The sequence below is a fragment of the Oculatella sp. LEGE 06141 genome (assembly GCF_015207605.1).
Classification (GTDB): Bacteria; Cyanobacteriota; Cyanobacteriia; order Elainellales; family Elainellaceae; genus Oculatella.
The window spans coordinates 104792-129779 of sequence record NZ_JADEWO010000007.1 but is presented as its reverse complement, the minus strand read 5'-3'; the positions used below and the strand labels follow the sequence as shown (position 1 = coordinate 129779).

The 24988-nt window shown below is 52.5% G+C and carries 25 protein-coding genes and 1 tRNA gene; 9 read left to right on the top strand and 17 right to left on the bottom strand.

The window, feature by feature from the left end; all coding sequences use genetic code 11:
• Positions 1 to 79: 79 nt before the first annotated feature.
• The 7 genes from IQ268_RS07490 to pgl form a co-directional block, all read right to left on the bottom strand.
• Positions 80 to 853 (bottom strand): ZIP family metal transporter, encoded by a 774-nt coding sequence (locus tag IQ268_RS07490; RefSeq protein ID WP_193877234.1) that lies wholly within the window; start codon positions 851 to 853, stop codon positions 80 to 82.
• Positions 854 to 872: 19 nt separating this feature from the next.
• The gene (cruG, locus tag IQ268_RS07485) at positions 873 to 2066 is read right to left on the bottom strand and encodes a 2'-O-glycosyltransferase CruG (protein WP_228035166.1); all 1194 of its coding nucleotides are present in this window, start codon (positions 2064 to 2066) and stop codon (positions 873 to 875) included.
• A 26-nt stretch (positions 2067 to 2092) separates the two neighbouring features.
• Positions 2093 to 3043: a gamma-carotene 1'-hydroxylase CruF gene (gene cruF, locus IQ268_RS07480; RefSeq protein WP_193877104.1), complete on the bottom strand. Its 951-nt coding sequence runs from the start codon at positions 3041 to 3043 to the stop codon at positions 2093 to 2095.
• A 492-nt stretch (positions 3044 to 3535) separates the two neighbouring features.
• Positions 3536 to 4231, bottom strand: a complete 696-nt coding sequence (locus IQ268_RS07475; RefSeq protein WP_193877102.1) for a lecithin retinol acyltransferase family protein — start codon at positions 4229 to 4231, stop codon at positions 3536 to 3538.
• A 99-nt stretch (positions 4232 to 4330) separates the two neighbouring features.
• Positions 4331 to 4777, bottom strand: coding sequence for an FHA domain-containing protein (locus tag IQ268_RS07470; protein WP_193877100.1), 447 nt, complete (start codon positions 4775 to 4777; stop codon positions 4331 to 4333).
• A gap of 237 nt (positions 4778 to 5014) precedes the next feature.
• A complete protein-coding gene (locus IQ268_RS07465; protein ID WP_193877092.1) occupies positions 5015 to 5815 on the bottom strand; it encodes an FHA domain-containing protein in 801 nt (266 codons plus the stop codon).
• A gap of 347 nt (positions 5816 to 6162) precedes the next feature.
• Positions 6163 to 6891, bottom strand: coding sequence for a 6-phosphogluconolactonase (gene pgl / locus IQ268_RS07460; RefSeq protein ID WP_193877084.1), 729 nt, complete (start codon positions 6889 to 6891; stop codon positions 6163 to 6165).
• A 249-nt stretch (positions 6892 to 7140) separates the two neighbouring features.
• On the opposite strand from pgl, the gene IQ268_RS07455 reads away from it, so the two are divergent.
• Together IQ268_RS07455 and IQ268_RS07450 are read left to right on the top strand one after the other, a co-directional pair.
• Positions 7141 to 7935 carry an HpsJ family protein gene (locus IQ268_RS07455; RefSeq protein WP_193877082.1) on the top strand — a complete coding sequence of 265 codons (795 nt, stop codon included), beginning with the start codon at positions 7141 to 7143 and terminating at the stop codon, positions 7933 to 7935.
• Positions 7936 to 8067: 132 nt separating this feature from the next.
• Entirely contained in the window at positions 8068 to 8262 is a 195-nt protein-coding gene (locus IQ268_RS07450) for a hypothetical protein (RefSeq protein ID WP_193877080.1), read from the top strand.
• Positions 8263 to 8468: 206 nt separating this feature from the next.
• Here IQ268_RS07450 and IQ268_RS07445 read toward each other — a convergent pair.
• A tRNA-Arg gene (locus IQ268_RS07445) sits at positions 8469 to 8542 on the bottom strand.
• Between the two features lie 37 nt (positions 8543 to 8579).
• On the opposite strand from IQ268_RS07445, the gene moaC reads away from it, so the two are divergent.
• Both moaC and IQ268_RS07435 read left to right on the top strand, forming a co-directional pair.
• Positions 8580 to 9101, top strand: a complete 522-nt coding sequence (gene moaC, locus IQ268_RS07440; protein WP_193877078.1) for a cyclic pyranopterin monophosphate synthase MoaC — start codon at positions 8580 to 8582, stop codon at positions 9099 to 9101.
• Between the two features lie 135 nt (positions 9102 to 9236).
• Positions 9237 to 10991 carry a TrkA family potassium uptake protein gene (locus tag IQ268_RS07435; RefSeq protein WP_193877076.1) on the top strand — a complete coding sequence of 585 codons (1755 nt, stop codon included), beginning with the start codon at positions 9237 to 9239 and terminating at the stop codon, positions 10989 to 10991.
• A gap of 74 nt (positions 10992 to 11065) precedes the next feature.
• On the opposite strand, the gene IQ268_RS07430 is transcribed toward IQ268_RS07435, so the two are convergent.
• Entirely contained in the window at positions 11066 to 11683 is a 618-nt protein-coding gene (locus IQ268_RS07430; RefSeq protein WP_193877074.1) for an HD domain-containing protein, read from the bottom strand.
• A gap of 218 nt (positions 11684 to 11901) precedes the next feature.
• Here IQ268_RS07430 and IQ268_RS07425 point away from each other — a divergent pair, with 218 nt between their 5' ends.
• Positions 11902 to 12321 (top strand): hypothetical protein, encoded by a 420-nt coding sequence (locus IQ268_RS07425; RefSeq protein WP_193877072.1) that lies wholly within the window; start codon positions 11902 to 11904, stop codon positions 12319 to 12321.
• Position 12322: 1 nt separating this feature from the next.
• Here IQ268_RS07425 and IQ268_RS07420 read toward each other — a convergent pair whose 3' ends face one another.
• Positions 12323 to 12763 carry a hypothetical protein gene (locus IQ268_RS07420; protein ID WP_193877070.1) on the bottom strand — a complete coding sequence of 147 codons (441 nt, stop codon included), beginning with the start codon at positions 12761 to 12763 and terminating at the stop codon, positions 12323 to 12325.
• The gene (locus tag IQ268_RS07415) at positions 12760 to 14064 is read right to left on the bottom strand and encodes a serine hydrolase (RefSeq protein WP_193877068.1); all 1305 of its coding nucleotides are present in this window, start codon (positions 14062 to 14064) and stop codon (positions 12760 to 12762) included. Before IQ268_RS07415 ends, IQ268_RS07420 begins: the two co-directional genes overlap by 4 nt.
• A gap of 811 nt (positions 14065 to 14875) precedes the next feature.
• Here IQ268_RS07415 and gatA point away from each other — a divergent pair.
• Together gatA and IQ268_RS07405 are read left to right on the top strand one after the other, a co-directional pair.
• A complete protein-coding gene (gatA, locus tag IQ268_RS07410; protein ID WP_193877066.1) occupies positions 14876 to 16336 on the top strand; it encodes an Asp-tRNA(Asn)/Glu-tRNA(Gln) amidotransferase subunit GatA in 1461 nt (486 codons plus the stop codon).
• 72 nt (positions 16337 to 16408) lie between these two features.
• Positions 16409 to 17308, top strand: coding sequence for an alpha/beta hydrolase (locus IQ268_RS07405; RefSeq protein ID WP_193877064.1), 900 nt, complete (start codon positions 16409 to 16411; stop codon positions 17306 to 17308).
• On the opposite strand, the gene IQ268_RS07400 is transcribed toward IQ268_RS07405, so the two are convergent.
• The 4 genes from IQ268_RS07400 to IQ268_RS07385 all read right to left on the bottom strand — a co-directional run bounded on the left by IQ268_RS07400 (position 17294) and on the right by IQ268_RS07385 (position 21341).
• Positions 17294 to 17773, bottom strand: coding sequence for a hypothetical protein (locus tag IQ268_RS07400; protein ID WP_193877062.1), 480 nt, complete (start codon positions 17771 to 17773; stop codon positions 17294 to 17296). The two genes, IQ268_RS07405 and IQ268_RS07400, sit on opposite strands and share 15 nt — an antisense overlap.
• Positions 17774 to 17843: 70 nt before the next feature.
• Positions 17844 to 19394, bottom strand: a complete 1551-nt coding sequence (locus tag IQ268_RS07395) for a SagB/ThcOx family dehydrogenase (RefSeq protein ID WP_193877230.1) — start codon at positions 19392 to 19394, stop codon at positions 17844 to 17846.
• Between the two features lie 181 nt (positions 19395 to 19575).
• A complete protein-coding gene (locus tag IQ268_RS07390) occupies positions 19576 to 20136 on the bottom strand; it encodes an NUDIX hydrolase (protein WP_193877060.1) in 561 nt (186 codons plus the stop codon).
• Positions 20137 to 20147: 11 nt separating this feature from the next.
• A complete protein-coding gene (locus tag IQ268_RS07385; protein ID WP_193877058.1) occupies positions 20148 to 21341 on the bottom strand; it encodes a GDSL-type esterase/lipase family protein in 1194 nt (397 codons plus the stop codon).
• A 268-nt stretch (positions 21342 to 21609) separates the two neighbouring features.
• Here IQ268_RS07385 and IQ268_RS07380 point away from each other — a divergent pair, with 268 nt between their 5' ends.
• The gene (locus IQ268_RS07380) at positions 21610 to 22122 is read left to right on the top strand and encodes a hypothetical protein (protein ID WP_193877056.1); all 513 of its coding nucleotides are present in this window, start codon (positions 21610 to 21612) and stop codon (positions 22120 to 22122) included.
• 78 nt (positions 22123 to 22200) lie between these two features.
• Positions 22201 to 22602, top strand: coding sequence for a BON domain-containing protein (locus tag IQ268_RS07375; RefSeq protein WP_193877054.1), 402 nt, complete (start codon positions 22201 to 22203; stop codon positions 22600 to 22602).
• Between the two features lie 39 nt (positions 22603 to 22641).
• Here the strand turns inward: IQ268_RS07375 and kaiC are convergent, their stop codons facing one another.
• Both kaiC and kaiB read right to left on the bottom strand, forming a co-directional pair.
• Entirely contained in the window at positions 22642 to 24207 is a 1566-nt protein-coding gene (gene kaiC, locus IQ268_RS07370; RefSeq protein ID WP_193877052.1) for a circadian clock protein KaiC, read from the bottom strand.
• A gap of 457 nt (positions 24208 to 24664) precedes the next feature.
• Positions 24665 to 24979 carry a circadian clock protein KaiB gene (kaiB, locus tag IQ268_RS07365; protein WP_193877051.1) on the bottom strand — a complete coding sequence of 105 codons (315 nt, stop codon included), beginning with the start codon at positions 24977 to 24979 and terminating at the stop codon, positions 24665 to 24667.
• Positions 24980 to 24988: the final 9 nt, after the last annotated feature.

Here is a 24988-nt window from a genome sequence, read left to right as displayed (position 1 = left end):
GGAATTGCCCTAAGTGATTATTTCTCCCTTTTTCTAATGTTTGCGGACTAAATTCAATCTAACCCGACTGGTGCTGTGTTTAGCCTAACGCCACATCCAGGAACATCATCAGCACAAATCCGACCATCACACCGATGGTTGCGGCTTTTTCGAGTCCCAAACGGTGAGATTCGGGGATAATTTCGTCGCTAATCACAAACAGCATGGCACCAGCGGCAAAACCCATAGCAATCGGCAAGACGGGACGGGCGATCGCCACTGCTCCGGCTCCAATTAAACCACCCACGGGTTCAACCAATCCAGTTAAGAGGCTGATTGCGATCGCTTCTGGCTTCGTATATTTTTCAGATAACAGCGACAAGGCCACCACTAATCCTTCCGGAATATTTTGTAAGCCAATGCCCACCGTCAGGGCAACACCATTAGAAATACTGTCGCCCCCAAACCCAACCCCCACAGCCAACCCTTCAGGAAAATTGTGAATGGCGATCGCCGTGATAAACAGCCAGATGCGCCGTAGGTTGCTCAGGTTGCCGCCTTCTCGCCCTTTGAAGAAGTGTTCATGCGGAAAAAAGCGATTGGCGAACCACAAAAACAACCCACCCAGCAAGATACCCACCGAGACAATCAGCGCTGCAACCGTTTCACTCGTTCCGTCTTCCGTGGCCGCTTCAATGCCCGGAGTGATCAGCGAAAAGGCAGTTGCAGCCAGCATCACCCCGGCTCCGAAGCCAAGCATAATGCCCTGGGTATTCTGGGTAATTCGTCTCAAGAACAGCACCGGCAAGGCACCAACCCCAGTACATAGCCCTGCAAGCGTGCTGCCAATTAACCCCAGATAAACGGTAGGAATATCGTTCAACATGGTGCAATCAGGAGCGGTAGCTCCGCCCCCGCCACTCGGTAGGGTTGCGGATAGAAGACAGGAAAATGCGGCAGGCCGCTAACGGGTCAGCCAGGGGCGAGAACCAGAACGCCCATGCAGACCGATGAGAAAAGTCGTAGGAGGGCGCGATCGCCCACAATAGCCCAATGCGAATCATGACCAAACTGCTGTTGACCAGCAAGGCGGCAACCACGGGCAGATCGCGATACCCCAGAGCAACGGCGATCGCCAGCCCCAGCGTGGCAATAATCGGAATTCCCTGGACGGCAACCAAAAAACCTAAATCGCCCCATTTCTGCCCCGGAGAACAGGCATCCTTTAAATCGAGCGATCGTCCCCATTCGCGCCAGGTTTCAGCAGCACCTTCATACATGCGAACTTTAAGCACCTGAGCGCCATCAAAAAAGCCAACTCTTGCGCCCTGGCTAGCAGCATACCGAGCCAACGTCACATCATCACAAAACGAGCCGCGAGCGCTCGTATATCCGCCCAAGCCAGCCAACACCGAGCGGCGACAGAGAAAGCACTGACCATTAGCCATAACCCGTTCTGCCGAGTCAACCTCCGCACCAACTGGACCAAACCGATACAGCAACGTTAGCAGCAGAGAGGGTTGTAGCCACCACTCGCCAGGATACTTCAGCACGAACCGGGGCGAAAGGGAAATTAAGTCATATCCCTGCACTTGCGCCGTGTTCACTAGACTGGCAACTAACCCTGGCTGCGGCTGCGTGTCCGCATCAATGCCCAATACCCACTCACTTTGCTCTGAGGTGTGCAGAAACCCGGTGTGTAAGGCCCACGGTCGTCCCACCCAGCCAGCCGGAAGCGGATCATCGGTCATAACGCGAAAGCGTGGATCAAACCGTTGAGCCGCTTTCACCACATCAACCGTACCGTCCTGAGAACGGCTATCCACCACGATCGCCTCCCTCACTTCGTACCCCTGGCGGCTCAGTCCCGCCAAACAAGGGCCAATGCGGCTAGCCTCATTCAACGTGGGAATAACCACACTCACCCGACCCAGCAACTCCGGCGTTGCCTGTAACGGTTGGAGCGGTGGCGACCGTCTTGGCCCCTGTAATAAACGAGAGAGCAAAATCGCCCCGGCAGGAATCTGCACCAGCAGCAGCAGCAGAGCGATCGCCCCCAGAATGACATCAATCGACAGCGTCAACAAAACTTGGCTTCCGGCGAGGTGAACGCTTACTTGGTGCTAACACCGACAGTAGCCGCCGGTAATTTAGCCGTGAGTCCTTCTGCTTTGTCGGGCATCGACTCAACTTGCGCCAACTGCTCCCGCAAAGCGGTCGAGCGTGCCAATTGCCAACAGGCTACCGCTGGCACAACGCCCAACAACAAACCCAACACCACCGGAACCCAAATTCCAGCCGCCAGGCTCATCACCATAGCAAACACAAAATTGCCAATGTAAACCACTAGCGGCAAGTTGAGCTGGTCGAGGTTCAGCGAAATCGATTGCTTCCGCCAGAACAGCGCCGCCACGCTCATAAACACCGCTCCCGTGCCCAGCCAACCCGCGAAATTCTGATAGGGCATGCCAAAAAAAGCACCGGGCTGATGCCAATACCAGAAAGGCATGGCCGTTTGGCTCATGGCTGGGTCTAGCACAAAGTCCCACGAGGTGAGCAACAGCGAACCCAGAGCGATCGCCCCTAAATGCCGCACCCACACCATTGGAGTAGAGGTAGCCTCATTCTTAGAAAGCAGCCCCGCCCGTGCCAGTAGATAAGATGCCAACCCCAAATAAAACCAGGATAGGGGAATAGTGAACGGCACCAATCCGGCAATTTTGTAGCCCAAACCGCTGAGATAGCTGTAATCGCCAAACGGAAAGCCAACACTGGTTCCCAGCAACTCACTACCCAGCGACAAAAACACAGCCGGAATCATAAAAGCCAGCCAGTTGCGTAACCCCAGAGTGCGATAGGCATAAATTGCAACCGCGATCGTCCCCAACAAAATATAAACAACACCCCCTCCTGCCATACTCCAAGCAAACAACGTTTGCCCCGCAGGCAGCAGAGCCAAAAACTCAGGATGCGGCATCACCAGCAGCAACCCTGCCAGTCCAAATGCCATCGCTACCAAGTGACCAATTAAACAGAAGCGTTCAGCCACAACCAGTTGCTTCATTACAGACTCCCCAGAACCAAAGTTTGAACGCTGAGAGACCATTTTCTATAGTTTACAAATGTTAAAGAATGCTGGTGACAGAATACTACTGCAAAATCACAGGATTTGTAAATTTTCCTCTAGCAACATTACCCTTCTCCCCCAACGTCTAGCCATCTTAAAACGGCCTGGCTTATGAGCTTAAACGTGTTGGCTTAACTTAGACGCATTGGCCTAATTGGTGTGACAGGATAATTCTCGCTGTCGATGGGCAGCGATCGCTGCCAACCATTACCGATCCACCATCTACTGCCCCCTCACCGATGCGAAGCGACCCGTAAGCCTCCACCACCAACCCTTGCGGAGGGGGTGTGGGGGACGTGCTTCGTCCCCTGCTGGGGGTTTGGGGGCCAAGCCCCCAAGGCTGTTGCTCGGAGTCCCCACCCCCACCAGACCTGCCCTAGATCCACCCAAACAGAACCAGCGAACGCGATCGAGTTTTAGCAACTGCATTCAAGTCACCAGGCGCTGTTGCAACGTGGAATAATTTCGGTTCAGGCTCGCTTCCAGCGCTCCCAACTGCTCTAACTGCGGTTGGAGATCCGCCATTTTGCGCTTAAGTTGTACCTTGCGTTCCAACGCCGCCCTCGCCAAATCTTCTCGTCCACGTTGCAGCGCCACTTGAGCCACCCGCTGCCAACTATTCGCTTCCGTTTGCGCCTGATTGTACTGCGACTGGAGCCGAGTTCGCGCGATCGCCATATTCCCCATCGCCTGATTGAACAACCCCATCGCTGTCGCTGGCTCCGTTTCCTGCGCGATCGATGCAATCACCCGTTGCGAATCAGGCGTATTCAACCAGGCATGAGTGAATCCATAGTTAGCCAACTGCTGGCTTTCACTTCTACCCGTCTTGCACCAGTTCGCAAAATGTTCGCAGTTGTTAAAAACGAGATTATAAGTCTGCTCACCCAAACGGCTCTCGGCTCGCTCAATCACCACATCTGGAATGAACGCAACCGCAGGGCGCTTTACATAAATTGGCTGCCCATTGGCAAACGAGGCGATCGACGTACGAGCAACCGTAGCCACATCCGTCTTACGGTAATGAATAACCGTACCATCTCCACAATCAATTCCGTGATGCTCGTACACTCCATCCATCCCCATCAGAGGCCGCATCACATAAATTTGGTCTCCACGTGCCATAACTAACAAGGATTAACGCGACTGTCCTTTGCCTGCACTATACCCACCCCCCAGGCTACCGTCTAGCCTTAAGAGGTTTCTGCTTGCCCTATTTTATTTCTAGGCAGCCCAGCCCGCCGCCTTTAAAACCCTGGCAGCTTCAGGCTGGCTCTGATTCGTAATCTCCGTGGGGTTCAGCGGAGAAGCAGGTTGCCCAGCAATGGAGCGATCGATCCCACTCGTTCCAGGCAAATCTTTGAGAGCCGCTTCCCCCAGACGAATTTGAATATTAGGGCCAGAGCGAGCCAGCCGAATGATGGCACCATCCACTACGGGTACCTGAGTCACTCGTTTGCCGTTAAAGTACGTTCCGTTTGAGCCTAAATTCACCATTTCCCAACTGTTTCCAATTCGCCGCAACTCAACGTGGTGTCGCGACACCACAGCACTGTAGAGAATCACCTGATTGTCCGTCGCTCGACCAATACGGATGATGGACTCGTTTTCAAACGTCCATACTTGAACCGGCGTTTGCTGAACCGGATGCAGGAGAGTCAAGGTAATCACACGGTTATTGCACAATCTTGATAAGGGAACTCAGACCAAACCCGATGGATGAAATCCATCTCCATAGATTGCCGCGTTTGAAGTAAAACCAATCACTTCTTCACTAAGCGTTAAACAGCATAGCGGACTTAGACCGTTCGCTCCAGTCCACAGAGGCGATTCTAAGACATCGTTTAGTTTGCAAACTAAACGGACGGACTGGAGAAATGGCTAAAGCCGCGCTAACCGCATCTCAGATTATGCTAGCTGAAACAGAAACGTCATTTTGTCACCTTTCCCTAACGCAATGCGATCGCCCGGTCGTAAGCGGTGACGGTTGCCCACGGGCAACGGCAGGTTGTTGATGTACGTGCCGTTAGAACTTCCGACATCTTCCAGGTAGTAACTGTCTCCTTCCAAACGAATATCCGCATGAATACGAGACACGATTTCAGAATTGGGAAAGCCTGATACATCAATATCTGGAGGAACGCGATCGTTAGGCTTACCGATGTGAACCACCGAAAGATTTTGAGGCAACTCGATCGGACGACTCGTTTGAACGTGGAGCAATCGAGCCGTAATGGTTTGGAGTTGCGTGTGATAGTCTCCTCCGCTGGCAGGCGCACTGGCGGCAGGGGCAGCCACCACCGGCTGTGGCACCACCGGCGATTGCTGCGTTGGTGGTGGCGGTGGCGGTGGTGGTGGCGGTTCGCTGAGCATCGGTTCTGAATTAGCCGCGATCGCTTCTGTACCCACCGGGGGCGGGGGCGGCAGATTTTCCAGCAGAGGATCAGGAGCAACTAACGGTTCAGGCAATGACAAATCCGGAATGTCAAAATCAGGAGAAGCCGTTTGAGCCGTAGAGGTGGCAGCTTCTTCATCCGCAGCCGCAGCGGTTCGTAAATTGAAACCACACTGACCACAAAAGCTAGCATCAGTTTGAATGGCAGAACCGCAGTTCGGACAGGTTGTCATCGCGGGTAGAGGCGTATAGCACGCTTCACATTGAATTGCTCCATCTGGATTTTGATGAGTGCAATTGGGGCAGACAATCATGCAGTTTTCCCTCGTGTCACCACAATCGTAAATTCAGTTTGACTCAAGGGAAGGATGATTCTAATTGACCAATCCATTTGAATCAAGGCTTCAATGATTGAGTCAGCCATAGGCTGATAGAAGTTCCCTACCCTGAGAGTGGGTCAAGCCAGCAATTGGTTGGCAACTATTGCGCCTGACGGTAAGTCTATGGATGTTTTAATTTTAACTTTCACGTCTTCCAACAACGACGATCGGGCACTCAATAATTTTTGACATGCACCGTTCTCAATCAACAGGGAGGTTTGGCGCACCCAGCTAACCCCACCCCAACACTTGCCCCTGTTAATACCAAGGTTTGCAGGAAACTAAGCAATGGCAGGTATCGTTTCACCTGCGGCCTGGTCGAGCAGCCACCATAACTCGCCTTCCGGCTGAATTAACCGCGCCGGATACGTCATCTCGTCAGCCGTTGGCGCAAAAATTTGGCTTAAGGCGGTTTGCTTACTGGCTCCAGCCACCATAAAGGCCACACAGCGCGCGTGGTTAATTAACGGTGCCGTGAAGGTGATACGAGGCTGTCCATCCTTATTGCCCACGGTGATGAGGCGATCGTGCACCTGTAGCGCCTCTGTATGCGGAAACAGCGAGGCAGTATGGGCATCATCCCCAATTCCTAACAAAATCAAATCCAGGGTAGGAAACTGCCCCGGCTGAAGCTGAAAAAACTGCTGAAGTTGCTGTTCATGTTTTTGAGCAGCATCCACCGGATCGGCCTCATCGGTGGGCATGGCATGAATATTAGCCGCCGGGATCGGTACTTGATCCAACCAGGCTTGACGCGCCATCCGCTCGTTACTATCGGGATGGTCGGCAGGAACGTACCGCTCATCGCCCCAAAAAACATGGATTTTGTCCCAGGGCAGAGATTGAGTTGCGATCGCCTCGTACAATGGCTTAGGAGTACTGCCGCCTGACAAGGCGATGGTGAACCGTCCTCGTTCAGCAATAGCCGATTGCAGCTTAGTTAAGACAAGGTCGAGCGATCGCTGAATTAATGCAGTCTTATCCGGTAAAACTTCTACGGTAGTGTTCATCAGTTAGGGCAGTAGAAATGCTATGCTCAGAGGCTTTGTTGAATGCCAAACCCTCTCTCAAGACCCTAGCAGATTGCTTACCCAGATTCAGCCCCCTTGAACGACTAACTTGAATCACGAACCGTTAAGCTGCGATCCTGATGAGACTGCTGATGGCAGTGGCCAAAACCAGGAGCATAATGGTTAATTGCGTTGTCAGTTCACCTGCGAACTAAAACAAACTGATTTGTATGTGGATATAGCCTCACCATGACTTCTTCTAAAGCATCCAGTAGCCGCTCAAATTCTGCACTGATCGCCCTCATCTTAAAAACGGTAGGCATCGTCATTATTCTGGCGGCATTGCTCGACATCATCGTTGTGCCACTGCCGTTTCAACCGCTGAATACAGAATGGCGCGTCAACTTTACAGAGGCAGTTGTCGATCGCGGAATTGTGCCATTAGTGGGGCTAGCACTGTTGTTTACTGGATTCTGGTTTGATGGGACTCGCCGCACGGGGGGACGGCGCAAAGCATGGCAATCGCTGCGCTTTTGGGCACTGCTGCTTGCTGGCATTCTGGGGCTGTTTTATCTAATTTTGTTTCCGTTTCACCTCAACAATGTTCGGTTAAGTCAACAGCAATTTGTGCAACAAATTGACCAACGGGCAACCCAAGCTGAAGCAGAGCTAGACAACCGCTTGAGCGGTGAATTAACCCAGCGGCGTGCCCAGATTGGGCAACTGTTAGCCAATCCAGATCAGCTTGATCAGGCGATCGCCAGTGGTCAACTTCCCCAGGAACAGGCCGATTTGTTGCGCCAGTTCCAGCAAAATCCGCAGGCGTTAGATACCTATTTGGATCAGCAAGTAGACCAATTGCGAACTCAATTGCAAACCCAGATTGGCGTTGAGAAACAGCAAGCCCTCGGACAGGCTAGAATTAGCGCTCTGAAATCGGGGTTGCGGATTGGGATTGGTAGCCTGCTACTGGCGATCGGCTATTTGATTGTTAGCTGGACCGGGCTAAAGAGTTTTGGCAAATCCGCCAGACGTACCGGTTAAGCCATTGATTACGCTTTTCAACAGATGATGCCAAAAGCGTAACGCTTCATTGCAATTTCCAAAGCAGGTTTACCTTGCGTGATACGTTCAATAACGTTGACCTACCAGCAACGTTTAGAGAGGAAGAACACCTTGGCTTTGCATTCTGATCAAAATCTGGCACTGCGGGAAGACTTCAGCGAGTATGTAGCCCATCTACAACTCCACATGACGCTACAAGCTCGTAATTTAGTCCCTACTCTTACTCAGACCGTTGACAGTCGTGAACAGTTGCTCCATCAAACCCAGGCTAACTTTGAAAAATTTGTGTCTCGTCAAGCGCTCTAAGCCAATTTGGTGATGAGCTGTTTATCCTCAAGTAAAGGTTAAACCAGAGCGAATTCGCTCTGGTTTTTCTGTTTCAGGCGTTTCAATTAGCCTGGTAGTTTGTATGGCCGGATGCGATCCTGTTTTACCAGGAAGGGCAACCATAACAAAACGGGTGGAACCTTTGCAGATCCACCCATAACCCTCTCCTACAGTGTCCTGTTAAACGGGCTAGGAGGGATTCGAACCCCCGACACCGTGGTCCGTAGCCACGTGCTCTAGTCCACTGAGCTACAAGCCCTCGTCAAGAGTTTTATATTACCACACCTTTGAGAAACATGTCACACGATTCCAATATCTCGTCTCAGTTGTCTGCTCAAGCCCTGTCCCATCTCGATCCGCAGGGGCAAGCGCAAATGGTGGATGTTTCAGCGAAACGGGCAACCATACGGACGGCGATCGCCGCAGGACAAGTACGCATGCAGCCCGAAACCCTGGCCGCGATTGAGGCAGGGAATGCGCCTAAGGGCGATGTGATTGGCACGGCTCGACTTGCAGGCATTATGGCAGCCAAGCAAACGGCAAATCTGATTCCGCTGTGTCATCCATTGCCCATTCAAAAAGTAGAGGTGCAGATTACTCCCAATCCGCAGTTGCCGGGATACAACATTGAAGCTGAGGTGAAAACGAAAGCCGAAACGGGCGTGGAGATGGAAGCGTTAACGGCGGTTTCAGTGGCGGCTCTGACGCTCTATGACATGGCCAAAGCGCTGGAGAAATCCATGCAAATTGAGGCGATTCGGCTGCTGAGTAAAACGGGTGGCAAGTCGGGTGATTTTATAGCCAGTGAGGCAGAGTGAGGCGCGGCAGCACTATTGCCTGCCATCTCCCATCTGCCATCGCCTACAATGTTGTATTCACTACAGTTCCTAACCCTGGCCTGACCAACAATAAGGGCTTAAGCGAATCGTCTGCTGCCCGCGTCCGGCTGAATTATGAAACCCCGAATCATTATTTGCGGCATGGGTCGCACTGGGTACAAAATCTTTTGCTTGCTGAGGCAGCAGGGAGCGTCAGTGGTGGGGGTGAGCGATCGCCCTCTCTGCACCGATATTGTCGGCGCAGACACCAGCATCGTGAAAAATGATACCGATGCCAGCATTCTTGTAGGAGATCTTCGCACAGCCGATGTGTTGTTGGCGGCAGGTGTAAAAGAAGCACAGGCACTTGTGCTGGCCTCTAGTGATGATGCGCTGAATCTGGCGGTGCTGATGCAGGCGCGGGTACTCAACCCCCACATTCGCATTATTAATCGGTTGTTTAACACCGGGTTGGGCGATCGCCTCGATCAGTCATTGCCCCATCATTTCAGCATGAGCGTGGCAGCATTGGCGGCTCCCGTGTTTGCCTTTGTTGCTATGGGTAACAAGGCGATTGGGCAACTGCAACTGTCTCAGCAAACCTGGCCGATCCACGAAGAATATATTGATGAACATCATCCGTGGTGGGGGCGCAAGCTGGCTGACCTGTGGGATGAGCGCTCTCGGATGCTGATTTACTATCTGCCAGTGGACAGCCGCATGGATTTGATCTCAGCCGTGGTGGGGGGGCAACTGTTACAACGGGGCGATCGGCTCATTATTGCCACCCAACCCAAAATACAGACGACGCAGCGGCCGTTGCGGCTGAAGCTAGTTGAGCTAGTCAACCGCTTGCGTCAGTTCCAGCAGCACATTCGCCCTGCTGTGTTTGTATTGATGGCACTGTTGCTCACCATCTGGTTCGCCACATTAACTTACACAGCAGCCAATAGCCAAATCGCGTTTGTAGATGCGCTGTATTTCTCGGTTGGTATGATTACGGGCGCAGGCGGCAAAGAAGACGTAGCAGAACATGCCCCGGCCAATATCAAACTGTTTACGGTGGTGATGATGTTGCTGGGGGCAGGCGTGATCGGCATTTGCTATGCGCTGCTCAACGATTTCGTCTTAGGCACTCGCTTCCAGCAACTCTGGAGTACGGCTCGCATTCCTCACCGCCATCATTACATCATCTGTGGCCTGGGGGGGTTAGGCATCAAGACGGTGACTCAGCTTCATAGCAATGGCTGCGAGATGGTGGTAATTGAAAAGGATGCCAACAACCGATTTTTAAACGTGGTGCGATCGCTCAAAATTCCGGTAATTCAGGGGGATGCCAGCCTTACCGCTACGCTACAAGCGGCCAACATTGCCAAAGCCACAGCGGTTCTTGCGGTGACCAGCAGCGATGTTGCCAATCTGGAAATTGCGCTAACAGCGAAAGGGCTGGTTCCCAAAATTTCGGTGGTGGTGCGAAATCAAGACCCCCAGTTTGCACCGCTAGCACAGCAGGTATTTGATTTTGAAGCCGTCCTTAGCCCCACCGAGCTGGCGGCTCCCTCGTTTGCGGCAGCGGCTCTCGGCGGACGGATCTTGGGCAACGGCATGACCGCTGATAGCCTCTGGGTGGCGCTTGCCACCCTGATCACGCCAGAGCATCCCTTTTGTGGCAAGCGAGTCAAAGAGGCAGCGATGGCCGCAGACTTTGTGCCACTTTACCTAGAAACAAAATACCAGACGATTCATGGCTGGAATTTGCTGGACATCAGCTTGAATCCAGGTGATATGTTGTATCTCACGATGCCAGCAACTCATCTAGACCAGATGTGGCGAGATAATCACTCTGCTCTGGCGGCAGTGGAGGAAGTGATTGTGGTCAATAGCGATTGATACCAGCCTAGCTGCTGTAGAGGAGGTGCTGTAGAGGAGGTGCTGTAGAGGAGGTGCTGTAGAGTGAGATGCTTCTACTCGACTCCAACGGGTTTAGTCGGGGCAGGATTGAGATAGCCTGCGGCAATGCAGTCCTCAATCACCTGTGTTACAAACGGCCATAGTTGGGGCGCACCCATCTCAACTGGCTGCATTCGCTGTAGGACGCGATCGCCCGTGATCCCATGCAGTTGCCAGGTGCCGCCTTTGTTGTGTTGGTTATGTAGCAACGGTTGGAGGCGATCGAGTGCGGTGGCAAACCTGGAACTCGGTGTTTCTTGCGCTTCAAATTCATCCCACAGGTGGCGTAGCTCCGCCGCTTGGGTTATGGGCAATAGACCAAACAGGCGATCGGCAGCCTGCAATTCGCGAGCCGTTTTGTCGCCATTGCCCTGAACGTCGTAGCAAAAGGTGTCGCCTGCATCGATTTCCACCACATCGTGAACCAACATCATTTTGATCGTTCTCAGCATATCTACACCAGCAGGAGCATAGTCCGCCAGCACGATCGCCATCATTGCCAAATGCCAGGAATGTTCTGCACTGTTTTCCCGCCGCGAACCGTCCATCAACAGCGTTTGACGAAGCACCTGTTTCAGGCGATCGATTTCAACAATGAACTGAATTTGCTGCATCAGTTGGCTATTCTGCACCTTAACTCTCCCTACTGGTCTGGAATTTATAGTCTGGAGTTTATATCTTGCATCGGGGTTGACAGACTAATCTTTATGTAGGCTGGGTGAACATGGTGAAACCTCAACCTCCTGTTTTGTCCGTCAATCAGATTTTGCATCCTATCCTCTATTCCTTAACCGATGTTAAACAGGAATAGAAAACCTGACTGCCTTCATTAGTTCTCCTGGCAACCGTTGTGAAGAACCTTCCCTGGCTTTCCCTGGCGCTGCTGTTAGCGGCTTACAGCACATTTAGTTGGTTTTTGTATCACTCTACTGCCCCCTGGCTGGTTTGGACGTTTGCGTTTGTGCTGGCGTTCGGGCAAGCACTGCTGCTAACCACCTTCTCTGAGGGCTTCAGGGTGTTTTTAGGCCGCTGGTTAGAGTCGGATGTAGGGTATTTCACTGTGGTTTTGTGCAGCGCGTTTTTGGTGGCGTTTGCCCTGGTGTGGATTCAAATGGTGGGCTATATCGTGGTTTTAGTCGCGTCCGAAGTTCTGGCGCGGCTGGACCTCCAAAATACCGGGTTTAGCCGATCGCAATCCCTGGGTGTTTTAACGACGGTATCGCTTGTGGGTTTGGCGATCGGGTTTATCGCGAGTCGATTGGTTGGGTAATTCAAGACGAGTGGAACGGTTTAACCCATCCTTGCTGAAGTGCCCAATCTAACACCAGACGGGCGATCGCAAATAAGACGACACTTTCTGCGGCCAAAACGATGAGCGTCAGGGGGCTGTCTTGCACCGCAACGCCCATATCAACCTGAGCTAAGCCGCGCACTAACCCAAACGCCAGTACCGCCCCCGATTTAAGATGCGAGTTTTGATCGGCTCGAATGACATACCGATAGGTAACTCCAAACAAAAAACCAGCGAATACCGCATTGGCAAAACTGAGTATCCCCGTCCAGCTCATCAGCCGTGCTGGAACGCTGAGCAAGGCCGAATTGAGCTGCGGCAGCAGGGAATGCCCAACCAAACAGCTCGTATAAACTAGCGCCGTGGCGATCGCTCCTATCAATCCCGCTTTCAGGGATTCAATCCGCTCCAGGTTATTCACAGTCCTTGATTTGCAATGTGGTTGGCAACATCCCGAATTACCTGGCGAACCGCGAATTCGTTCCCGCTAAAATCGAGCGCAACCGACATCACATAGGTTTCCTCATTAACGCGAAAGGCAAGCGTTGTCCCCAACACGTCTGAGTTTTGCCCCGTTTTTTCACCCAGCCAGATCGCTTTAGTGGGTTTTAAGCCTTCATACCCCAACACAGTATCGTACTGGCTCGACAGGGCTTCCATTAGCACTTCATCTCCCGGATGCTGATGCGTGTAGATTTGCCGCATCATTTCCGTTAGCTCATCGGTGGTCGTTTCATTGGGAATAGAGCCAAGATTCGCGGGCTGGATCGCTTCACCAACCAGCTTCATGTCAATCAACGTTACCTTGTAGCCCCGCTGGCGCATGACCTGGTTGATGTAATCTTTGCCAACGTAATCAATAAGCTGGTTGGTGGCAATGTTGCTGCTTTGATTAATCATGCGAATAAGAATGTGTCGCAGCGAATATTCGCTGCCGATCCAAACGTCGGAGGCATCCTCGGTGTAGTTGTCTGGACTCACTACAATTTTGGTGTTGAGATTGATGTTCTTGGCGATCGCTTTGTCCATAAACGCGATCGCCACTGGCATTTTAATCAGGCTGGCGGGGCTGGCTAGCTTCTGATTACCATTGAGCCGTCGGCACTCGCCAGAGGAATGGCAAACCGTCAGTTTAACTTGCGACAGGGGCAACCCCGTTTTTTCGGCAATGGGCTTCAGGTAACCAGAGCGAGCCGTGTCATATTTGTAAGCGGCGGCGGCGAGTCTGGGTCTATATTCCTGAAGTTTTTGGGCAGCTTGTTCCCCCAACAGCGACTTGTCGGGCACTTCTTGCAGGAATTGAACCGCTTGCTTCCAGGCCGTGTAGCTCGCTTTGGCTGCGCCCAACGATGGATTGGCTTTTCTGTCGAGCAAATCGGCTTCAACCGCTGACCGCATTGCTTTGTTCCAGTTCTCCTGAGCCGTTTCTTCAATCAGGATACGAATTTCGAGTGCCTGCAACAGTTGCAGCGGGTTGGGAAACGAAAAGGTATTACTGGCAGCGGCTACTAACGTTCCCGACGACTCTTTCATTTGGTCGTGGAGGCGATCGCGCATCTGGTAAAGCTGCTGTAGCGATTCGGATTCGGGCGGTTCCGGCAGCGCTGCACCGATCGTTTCAATCACCGGAGTGTGGGCCAAAGGAGGACGGAGTGCCGCTAATCCTACTAAAACGCCGATAGCGCCCACCGGAGCCACTAGCCAATAAAGGAATCGAAGCATGGACACTCCTCTCACACCTGGAATAGCAAAATCATAGTTCTGTCTGTTTAGTCCAGCAAACGCAACTAAAATTAACCATGAATCAGCGGTTTGAATCTGTAGAGCGGGACACTTCCGCTTCAGCCGATGATGTGAATGCAATAGGTGCTTTATCCGGTCAATGAGTCTTTTTTCATTTGACGTTCCACAGCCTACCGTAGTTTGCAGCACACACGGGCAACCTGGAAATGCCGTCCAGAACAAACACGCCAGTTGTAGCTTAGACCAAATTGATTCACAGGTTAAGATTATTTACATAAAGGGAACTGGCTATTTGCAATTCAAGACTACCGCAGCACTTTTGACAATTCCGCAAACAAAGTAAAACTTCCTCCTTGCGATAGACCACGCGATAGACCGCCAGATCGGCTAAAGAATTCTCCAGGCGATCGCTCGTCTATCGCCAGATGAAAATAGGCCAGGTCTTAATCTTGCGATCGCTCGTTGGGATGCTTTAAACGTCTCAGTTGTAGCCTTACCCCGTAAGGTATGGCATTTCGGCAATCCGTTTGAGTTTATTTAAGGGCAATCTGCCGAATGCTCCCCCCTAACAGGAGACTTTTAATCTGTTTCAAACAGCCCCGTTAGTCTTGATCTAATGCGCTAAAAAATCTACTAGAGTAGTGAGACTTAGACTCGACTGTTTGAGGAAGCGAGTCCAGCGCTACCGCCATCACGCTGATTCGTCGCAGTGGCCAGCGCTAACGGTGAGTTGCAGCGATCGGCTCAACGTTTCATCCCGTACTGTTCTAGACCATTAAGAGGTGATTGAATGGCATCCATTCGCGAGTTGCACCGCCAGCTCATTAACAAAGAACGCTCTGCTGTGGAAATTGCACAGGAAACCTTGGAGCGAATTCAGGCGTTGGAGCCGAAACTGCACAGCTTTTTGCATGTCACCGCCGAGCGGGCGTTAGAGCAGGCGCAACAGGTTGATGCCAAAATTGCGGCGGGCGAAGCAATTGGCATGTTAGCCGGAATTCCCATCGGCATTAAAGACAATCTGTGTACCCAGGGAATTCCAACCACCTGCGGCTCTCGCATGTTAGAAAATTTTGTGCCCCCTTATGAATCGACCGTGACTCAGCGACTGCTTGAGGCCGGAGCGGTGACGGTGGGCAAAACCAATCTGGATGAGTTTGCGATGGGCGGCTCTACCGAAAATTCTGCCTTTCATCTCACGGCAAACCCCTGGGATTTGGAACGGGTGCCCGGTGGCTCTAGTGGCGGTTCGGCGGCGGCAGTGGCGGCTGAAGAATGTGTGGTTGCCCTCGGTTCCGATACGGGTGGCTCCATCCGGCAGCCCGCCTCTTTATGCGGCGTGGTGGGGATGAAGCCCACCTATGGTCTGGTGTCGCGCTATGGCCTGGTGGCGTTTGCGTCATCGTTGGATCAAATTGGCCCGTTTGGTCGATCGGTTGAAGATGCGGCAATCCTGTTGGGGGCGATCGCAGGGCACGATCCCAAAGATTCCACCAGCCTTGACGTAGCGATTCCAAACTATGTCAGCAAGCTGAAGCCCGACTTAAAGCCGCGCAAAAAACTGACAATAGGCGTGATTAAGGAAACCTTTGGAGAAGGGTTAAATCCGCAGGTAGAAGCCACCGTTACCAAGGCGATCGAACAGCTACAGGAACTGGGTGCTGAAATTCAAGTCGTGTCGTGCCCTCAGTTTCGCTATGGAGTGCCAACCTATTACATCATCGCGCCATCGGAAGCATCTGCCAATTTGGCACGCTACGATGGCGTGCGCTACGGTTTCCGCACCGACGATCCAGACAATCTGCTGGCAATGTATACCCAAACCCGCGCTGCTGGCTTTGGGGCAGAGGTGAAGCGTCGAATTATGATTGGCACCTATGCGCTGTCGGCTGGCTATTACGATGCCTACTACCTCAAAGCGCAAAAAGTACGGACGTTAATTAAGCAGGATTTTGAGCGGGCCTTTGCTCAGGTGGATATTTTGGTGTGCCCAACCAGCCCAACCACAGCATTCAAAGCGGGAGCGAATGCAGACGACCCGTTGAGCATGTACCTGCTCGACCTGATGACGATTCCGGCCAACCTGGCGGGGTTGCCTGCCATCAGCTTGCCCTGTGGGTTTGATGACAAGGGGCTGCCCATTGGCATCCAGATGATTGCCAATGTTTTACGAGAAGACTTGCTGTTTGAAGCAGCTTACGCCTACGAGCAAGCTACCTCGTGGCACCACCAGAAACCACCATTGCGGTAAATTCTGATGGGCTAAGCTGGTTTGGCTTGCGGGTTATGATCTGACGAACGATACGAACGGCAACTCATCACAATGCTAAGAAGTGCGCTGGTTACAAAATTGCCGCTCACTGTTATTGGAGTGGGGGCGATCGCTTATTTTGGGATTTGTCTGCTGCTGTTTCTGCGCCAGACGCGCCTCATTTTCTTTCCTTCTGCGGCAATTACCACCACGCCTGCCGACCTCAGCCTGGCCTATGAGGATGTTTGGCTACCCATATCCAGCGGCGATCGCGTTGAACGGTTGCACGGTTGGTGGATTCCCGCGCAGCCAGAGGCGGGTGTGGTGCTATACCTGCACGGCAATGGAGTCAATATTGGTGCCAATGCTTACCATGCCAGTCGATTTCACCAGATGGGCTTCTCGGTGCTGTTGATTGATTATCGAGGCTACGGGCAAAGTGAAGGCCGCTTTCCGAGCGAACAGGCGGTTTATCAGGATGCCGAAGCCGCCTGGACTTACTTAACCCGCGATCGCCAGATTCCAGCAGAGCGAATCTTAATCTACGGGCATTCCCTGGGCGGTGCGATCGCCATAGACCTGGCGCTAAAAGCCCCAAACGCGGCTGGATTGATTGTACAAAGCTCGTTTACATCCATCCGCGACATGGTCAATCGGGTGAAGCTGTATCGGCTGTTTCCGGCTGATGTGCTGCTGCATCAACGGTTTGACTCGATTCGCAAAGTGCGATCGCTGCAACTGCCCGTGCTGTTTATTCACGGCACGCAAGATGTGGACGTGCCCCATACCATGAGCGAAGCACTTTATGAGGCCACCCCTTCACCCAAACAGCTTCACCTGGCACCCGGAGCCGGACACAACGATGTTGCAGACGTAATGGGGGATGACTACTTACGGTTAATTGAAGCCTTTGCGGCTCAAACGAGCCTTAGCAGCGTTGCGCCCAACAAAATTGGGTCATCGTCGCATTAAGGATCGCCCCGGTTTCGTCAGCATCAACCGACCGCGCTCGTTCACTTCATACCGCTCGTCGATGTAATCCGTGCGGTCATAGAGAATTTGGTGAACATGCAGATCTAACCTGGCTTCATCTGTAAATTGAGGGCGGTAAAAGTCCTTGAGCCGTCGCACCACCCCCATCTGAATGATGCGCTCGTGGACGACTTCGTTGTTGCTGCCAAAGTAAGCTCTGCGGGCGCTGCCATCCTGTAGGAAGTGCAAAATGATGGATGACGGCACGCCAGCCACGATTAACCGACCCGAGAAAAAAAGAATCACAATAATACCCAATGCCACCACGACAGATAGGTATAGCCCAATCACCGTGCGTTGAAAATAAACGCGTTCGGGAGAACGTTGAACCGGGGGCTGCGGTTTCAGCGCGGGATAACGAGGAGAACTCGATCGCCTCATGATGACTCGTACTAACAGCGTCAACAACTCGATAAACGTAACGGGTGTGAATCTACCATGCTGTCCGTTGGGGTAGAAACCAATATCACTGCTATCACTTTCTGGGTCGCCCCAGAGTTGTGATATACAAAACGGCTTCGTCGGTAGGGATACCTAGCACTTCGTTCACTTCATCATCATAAAATCCAGCAATGCCACTCACACCTAGACCCAGGTGGATGGCTGCCAGATTCAGCCGTTGTCCTAAATGCCCTGCATCCATGTGCAGGTAACGGTAGACTCGATCGCCATATTGCATCACGGCTTGCTGTAAGTCTGCCGTATGAAACAGTACGGCTCCAGCGTCACGACCCAAATTTTGACCCAAACAGAGCCGATGCAACTCACGACGAAAATTCTTGAACCGAATTTGTCGCAGTTCTTGTGCCCTAGGAGCGTAATAATAACATCCTTCTTCCAACCCATCCACCCCAGAGACGGCAATAAACGTTTCAATCAAATTGAGATCAAAGTAATCTGGAGTGGGGTCAAGCCCCTGGTCAATGTAGTGTTGCGGCTGATAGGTGAAGTCGAGCAGGGCCTTGAGTTCATCTAACGCGAGATTGGCTCCACTATAGGCACGAGTCGAGCGGCGTTTGAGGATGGTGTTCTCCAAGCCAATCAGATTTTCGCCCCAATTAATCTCAGCCGTTGCCATCGACACTTTGAGGCAAAAGGGAAAGTTGTATTTGTCTTCTAACGGTTGAGCGGTTGACGCAACAATTTCTTGCTTGAGCAAATCCTGAATTGAGGCAGATTCGTTGACCACCTCAATGTGGGTTGATGCGTGCAAATAGGCCAGCAGTTCGCCATCGGCTAACGAGGGATAGCTGGTGCGGGTACTGGAGGGTAAAGCAGTGGGTGCCAGCGGCAAATTTTGCTGAATGTCGAGCAGGTCGGCCAGTGCCACTACGGCGATCGACCCTTCCTGGGTAGAGTCAAGATAAAGCAGTTTGTTGAGAGCCGTATCAACAAAGCCCCCAATCAAGTGGGGACGATAATCGCTGATAGCACAGGCTAATTCAATATTGCCCAGCAAATGCCCGGTATCTAGAAAAATTCGACGGTATGCCCGGTCTTGGTAGCGCCAGGCCGAGCGGAAGAATATGGCAGTGGTGGCGATCGCCAGTTGCGTATGATCGAGGCTGGGGTGCCAGAAGCAGGCGCTTTGTAAAGCCGACCACACCTCATCATCCCAAAAGCGCAGTAGCGCATGAGCCTGGGGCTGGTAGTGATATAGCCCTGCCGGCAACAGCGGTGTGCCCCTCGAAATTAAATAGACTTCAGCCGGATAAAGCCCTCCGGCAGATGGAGATGCTCTCAGGTAGATAGGATCGCCATTCTGCGTCAACATCCTCACGGTTAAGCCGTAGCTGCAAAACAGCAAGCGTGAGAGCCGTTGCCAATCCAGGTTGGTGTCGTCTTTGCCCTCAAACTTGCTGGTGAGGTAAGGTTTGAGGTCAAAGGCAGTCCCTAGCTTATACTCCTTGAAGGGAGCAGGTGGATGATTCCAGTCGGGTTCATGGGTTTTGTTGGCGATCGTTTTTGGATCGTACTTAGTTCGCTCGTGGTAATGCTGAGCGATCGAAAGTTGCAGATCTGACATACAGGGTCGGGCAGTTTGGATGCTTCCTTGATCTTGGCACTCCTCTCCCGGAATGACCAAGGGAAGACAGCCCATGTTGCCAGTCTTAAACGAAAAATCACGAGATCTGGTGCGGTTAGAGCCGACCGGACACCAAGGAGGCACCAACGGGCACGGCTGGCCTGCTCCGCTGCACCCACGGCTACAGAGCGGCTTGAGTTGCCAGGTAGTTCAACCCCAAAAACGTAGCGGCAACGCTGCCAGACACGCTAACGGTGCCGTTCATCACCTGGGCGATCGCCGCTGCTGCTGGAATCAGGACAATTTCAATCTCCTCAGTCATATCCAACTGCTGCTCGTTTACCTTAAAGGCATTTTCGGCCAGAAATAAGTGGATTTTGTTGGTTTCTTTCACTGGATTATCGTAAAGCACCGCCAGGGGAATGAGGCGATCGGCAGTATAGCCTGTTTCTTCCTGGAGTTCGCGTAGCGCAGCAGCTTCGGCGCTTTCCTGGTTCGGGTCAAACGTGCCCGCTGGCAGCTCTAGCAAGATTTCGCCTGCTCCATGCCGATACTGGCGCACAAACACAATGTCCTGGCTGGAGGTGATTGGAAAAACCAAGGCCACATCCGGTCGAATGCTCAAAAAGTAGTCATCAATAACGGTTCCATTCGGCAGCTCCACCGTGTCTTGGCGAACGGTGTACCAGCGATGATGGAACGCCAATTTGGATTGCAGCACCGTCCATTTAGCCAGGTTCATTGCCAGTTCCATCAAGAATTAAGTTGCATCGCCCATTGCCAAACCGCGTACCCGTTTGGGTTGAGGTGAAGCCCGTCGGTGGTTAAGTCTTGCCGCAAGTTGCCCTGGGAGTCGGTAAAATAGGTTTGCAAATCAAAAAAGTCTACCCGTTCCTGTTGAGCCATGCTGGCGATCTGGTGGTTGAGCGATCGAATCCGTTCTGCCGGAATGGCAACCAGCCGGGTGGGCAAAATGGAGTACATCAACACCTGGGTATTGGGATGGCTCTGGCGCAGTTGGCGCATAATTTGACGCATATTGTTGAGCATCGCTTCATCGCTGATGCCCTGACGCAAATCATTGATGCCAATCATGACATGGATCGAGTCGGGAGTGGTGTCGGCAAAGGCAGACAAACGACGCAGCACGCCCGTGGTAGTATCTCCTGAAATACCCTGGTTAAGCCAGAAGCGATCGCTCGGCAACTGTTCAATGGGCAGCCACAGGCTCAAAGAATCGCCCAACAACACGGTGAGACGGTTGGAACCTTGTGCGCTTGCCATTACGCTGGCTTCTTGCGCCAGCAACTGCTGCCATTGCTGATAGGTGGGCTGGTCGGCGGCATCAATCCAACGATCTCGATAGCTATTAGCAGGCAGGCGAGTGTACAGCCGTCCGGCTTGCAAGGCCGCCCAGCGCTGATGATAGAGCTGGCTTCCGGTGGTGGGGCCACCGCTGTGCTGACGCGGATAGACTGGCGGCAACACCACCGACGTTTCGGAGGCTGGCTCATTGGGGAGCAGTGGTGGGGATGGCAACGGTGCAGGAACGCCTGGAACGGTTGGCGGCACTCTCTCTATCGCAGGTTGTGGCCTTGGCGGGTCTACTTCTGGATGCGGTACGGCAGTGAGTGGGCTGGACGGCGCTTCCTGGGTGGGGCGGTCATCGGAGGGTGCGTCATTAGACGGGTGAAGGTTCGGCTGGCTACTGCGAGCCGCTCCAGCGTTCCGCAGTTTAGAAGGAACGGTTTGCTTGGAGCGACTAAATTCTGGCTGATGAACTTCAACGGTGGCGATCGAGTGCTTCACCACAGTAGCGCAGGGTGGTTCGTGGGTTTCTAGCGTACCTGAAACTTCAGAGGGAGCCGATCGCGGCACAGCAGTTTGCCAGCCCGACAGTTTTTCCTGCGCGATGAGGCTGGCCGCCAGCAGACAAAAATCACCCATGAACGTTCCTTATGGTTCTAATTCCCTGTCTATCTTTGACAGCGATCGGCTCCACATTCAGGAAACCCTGGATGAAAATTAGTAATTGCCAGTCCCAAACTGGCTCATCTGCCCTGTAAAACGTTTCTCTTGCCTCATTCGTTCACCCCAACGGCATAGACCTTCCTTATATCTTTGTCGCTTTAGTATGAGGATTTGTCTGCCCCAAACTAGTCACGATCAAGTGAATAAATAGGACCAAATTGCTCCGCTTTGGAGAACGAGCCGTATGACATATCAAGGGTCAACTCAATATCGACGCGCAGTCGGTAGCTTCGACTCACAACAAGCCGCAGAAGCCGCCCAAACCCAACTGCAATCGGCAGGGTTTTCACCAGATCATCTCTCTTTAACGACACAGGCGATCGACCCTAACCCCTCCTCTAACCAAACTCAGTCTGGTAGAAGTGCTGGTGGTGGGGCGATCGCTGGCACACTTTTAGGAGCAATGGCTGGACTGCTGCTTAGCCTTGCTGGACAAGACTTTCCCGGGTTAACGCCTGCCTCCTTTATGCAGCCATCGGGCTTCTTCATTGGGGTAATGCTGCTGGCCAGTGGGGTGGGTGCAGCGGCAGGCGCGGCTCTAGGTGGATTCTCCGGGCTAAATGCTCCTGCTTCCAGGCAAGACCCAGACCGCACCCGCCTCTCTCATAAGTACCTGTTGGCGATCGAAGGGACAGAACCCGACGTCCATAAAGCGGAGGAAATTGTGCGGCAACAGGGGGGTCTCATCCAGGAATAAGCCTGATACAGCTTCGACACGCGGACAGGCGGTTGGGGAGTGCGGTGCTTCGGTTCTCAATAGGGAGGATGACACACGATGAGTTGGCTAGACAGAATTGCAGCAGATCCAGCCGTTGAAGGGTCTCACAAAGGCGGAGCCGGAATGGGGCCGGGGTTAACTGGCAACTACGACCAGGATTTGCGCGAGAAAGCGGGACTGCACAACCCACCGCCACCACCGGAGTGCATGGGTGTAGAAGGCGAGTACGACGCGGGCGGTTTGGTCAAACGAGTGGCGATCGCCCTGGACAGTGACCCAAACACGTCTACCATCGACAGCATCTCGCTGGTGCAGCAGGGTAGCGTTATCGCCCTACAGGGGCAGATAACCGACCAAAAAGTGCTTGACCAAATTGTTCATATTGTTAGCCAGGTTGATGGAACACGAGCCGTAGACACGGATGCCGTTGCCGTTAGCCATCCTGGCCCAGCTCAGTAACGCAGACCAGCCGTCTGTGCCTGGAGACGCGCCTGATCGTTAGATCGCTTCGTCTGTGTTTGACTCCTGGAAGCCTCGCATAATCCGGGACAGTTCACTTTTCTCGTCCATTGCCACGCGGCTGGGTGAACCGCTGATGATGCCTTCAAAGTTGCGGAAGGAATCTTTAATCTCTGGCCCCTGTTCGCTGATGGTATATTCACGGATGCCTTTGTCGTGCCAGGAGCCGCGCATTTTGAAGACGTTAATAGCACGCGCCATTTCACCTCGAATTTCCACATACTGCAACAGCAAAATGCTGTCGGTAATTGTAGAAATATGAGAGTCGGTGATGGAGTTTGACCCCATAAACTGATCGCTGGTGTTGGTAAAAAAGCCAGTGATTTCTTCCTGTTTGGCAAAACCAGTCACCCCAATCACAAACTGACGAAAGGCATTGTTGCTCACGCCTCTAGCCAGAGCCGATAGGGAGTCGATCGCAATGCGAGACGGTTTGAATTCTGAAATTTCAGATTTGATGATTTGCAGGTGGTCTTCTAAGCCAGCAGATTCGGGGTAAGCACAGATAATCTTCAGTAAGCCTTTCTGCTCTAGCTCCTCAAAATCAATGCCCCAGGAATAGGCGTTGCGCGAGAGCTGCGCCCGCGACTCTTCGTAAGCAAACAGCAAGGCGCGTTCGTTTACGCGGCAACCATCCTGCAAAAATTTGCTCACGAGCAGCGTTTTACCGGTTCCGGTCGCTCCGGTTGCCAGGATGATGGAATCTTTGAAGAAACCGCCCCCACACATCTCATCCAGCGTTTTGACTCCAGAGGACACCCGCACATTGGACGATCGCTGCGTTAACCGCATTGCGCCCAGCGGAAAGATGTTAACGCCGTGGTTGGTAATGGTAAACGGATATTCTCCTTTCATGTGGGTGGTGCCCCGCAGCTTGAGAATTTCGATCGTGCGCCGTCGCCGTTCGCCCTCCAGGGCATTGCGGACAATAACGACATTATCTGAAACAAATTCTTCAACGCCAAAGCGAGCAACGGGGCCATACTCCTCCACCCGTTCCGTTGTCATAATCGTCGTGGCACCCACTTGTTTCAGCCGTGCAACCAAGCGAAAGATCTCGCGCCGCACTACAGAGGCAGCATCATACTGCTGAAAGACCGCTGTCACTGAGTCAATGGACACGCGTCGGGCTTTATATTTACGAATGGCGTACTGAATGCGCTCAATCAGGGCAGACAGATCGAAACTGCCCACCACCTCTTGCCCTTCCGGGTCGGGTGAAGCATCTAAAATAAACAGCTTGCCCTCGTCAATCAGGCGTTGTAAGTCCCACCCAAAGCTAAACGCATTTTTGATAATGTCAGCCGGTGATTCTTCGAAGGTGACAAAAATGCCCGCTTCATCAAAATTGACGATGCCGTTGTAGAGGAATTGCACCGCAAATAGCGTTTTCCCGGTCCCAGAAGTACCACTGACCAGGGTTGTACGACCGATGGGCAAGCCACCGTTGCTGATGTCGTCAAAGCCTTCGATCATGGTGCGAATCTTTTGCACTCCCGTCAACCGAGATTCACTTTGTTGTCCCGTCTGATTCGTTTGAGTCATTACGTTTCTCGTAGCGTTATTAAGCGTATAGATTAAAGACGGTGCAATTGCTCAGCTCGTTGGAGGCCGTTCATTGATCAGGCTTAACAACTGCGATCGCCATTTTTTGAAGTGTATTCAGTCACGTTTGGATTCAAGAGCATGGCTGAGATGCATTAAGCCCAACTCGAATCGTCCCAATCCCCACGGTGTGGGGACTTCCGAGCCAATTCTGTCTTAACGTCCCCCAGAGCAGGAGATTTAGGGGGCTAATGCAAACTGTTGCATCCTTCTCAGACATTCTCCAAGCACCGGAGGTTAAGCCAACCTATTTTCATACACTGTGCAATAAAATCCTAACTAAGTAAGAAGCGGTACGCGACCAGGTTTGCCCAACCGGGGGCAGGAGCCACCTCCTAGAGAGCGATATCTTCAGCTAAGGCATCTGCTTAATACTTTAACCAGATTGGCATCAGGCTTACCCCTCTGCTTCGTCTTCGAGTAGCTCGTCATAGAGCAAATCCAGACCGATTAGCACCTTCTCGCGATCGGACAAATCACCAATGATTTTACGCACTGGCGGTGGCAAAATTTTAGCCAACGTTGGCGTAGCCAAAATCTTGTCTTCTTCCGCTAGCTGTGGATTTTTGAGTACATCGATTACCTTGAGCGCATAAACGCCCTGAAACTCTTTTTCCAAGATGTTGTTCAGGGTTTTAAGTGCCCGCACCGAGTTTGGAGTATTCCCAGCAACATAAAGCTTTAGGATGTAGGTCTTTTTGAGAGGACTCATGGATTTTGA

Coding starts and splice junctions, on each gene's coding strand:
- IQ268_RS07435 (WP_193877076.1), top strand. CDS start 9,237: ATGAAACCCCGAATCATTATTTGCGGCATGGGTCGCACTGGGTACAAA.
- moaC (WP_193877078.1), top strand. CDS start 8,580: ATGTCACACGATTCCAATATCTCGTCTCAGTTGTCTGCTCAAGCCCTG.
- gatA (WP_193877066.1), top strand. CDS start 14,876: ATGGCATCCATTCGCGAGTTGCACCGCCAGCTCATTAACAAAGAACGC.
- IQ268_RS07375 (WP_193877054.1), top strand. CDS start 22,201: ATGAGTTGGCTAGACAGAATTGCAGCAGATCCAGCCGTTGAAGGGTCT.
- IQ268_RS07475 (WP_193877102.1), bottom strand. CDS start 4,231: ATGGCACGTGGAGACCAAATTTATGTGATGCGGCCTCTGATGGGGATG.
- IQ268_RS07405 (WP_193877064.1), top strand. CDS start 16,409: ATGCTAAGAAGTGCGCTGGTTACAAAATTGCCGCTCACTGTTATTGGA.
- cruF (WP_193877104.1), bottom strand. CDS start 3,043: ATGAAGCAACTGGTTGTGGCTGAACGCTTCTGTTTAATTGGTCACTTG.
- IQ268_RS07390 (WP_193877060.1), bottom strand. CDS start 20,136: ATGAACCTGGCTAAATGGACGGTGCTGCAATCCAAATTGGCGTTCCAT.
- kaiC (WP_193877052.1), bottom strand. CDS start 24,207: ATGACTCAAACGAATCAGACGGGACAACAAAGTGAATCTCGGTTGACG.
- IQ268_RS07395 (WP_193877230.1), bottom strand. CDS start 19,394: ATGTCAGATCTGCAACTTTCGATCGCTCAGCATTACCACGAGCGAACT.
- kaiB (WP_193877051.1), bottom strand. CDS start 24,979: ATGAGTCCTCTCAAAAAGACCTACATCCTAAAGCTTTATGTTGCTGGG.
- IQ268_RS07465 (WP_193877092.1), bottom strand. CDS start 5,815: ATGATTGTCTGCCCCAATTGCACTCATCAAAATCCAGATGGAGCAATT.
- pgl (WP_193877084.1), bottom strand. CDS start 6,891: ATGAACACTACCGTAGAAGTTTTACCGGATAAGACTGCATTAATTCAG.
- IQ268_RS07455 (WP_193877082.1), top strand. CDS start 7,141: ATGACTTCTTCTAAAGCATCCAGTAGCCGCTCAAATTCTGCACTGATC.
- IQ268_RS07385 (WP_193877058.1), bottom strand. CDS start 21,341: ATGGGTGATTTTTGTCTGCTGGCGGCCAGCCTCATCGCGCAGGAAAAA.
- IQ268_RS07380 (WP_193877056.1), top strand. CDS start 21,610: ATGACATATCAAGGGTCAACTCAATATCGACGCGCAGTCGGTAGCTTC.
- IQ268_RS07415 (WP_193877068.1), bottom strand. CDS start 14,064: ATGCTTCGATTCCTTTATTGGCTAGTGGCTCCGGTGGGCGCTATCGGC.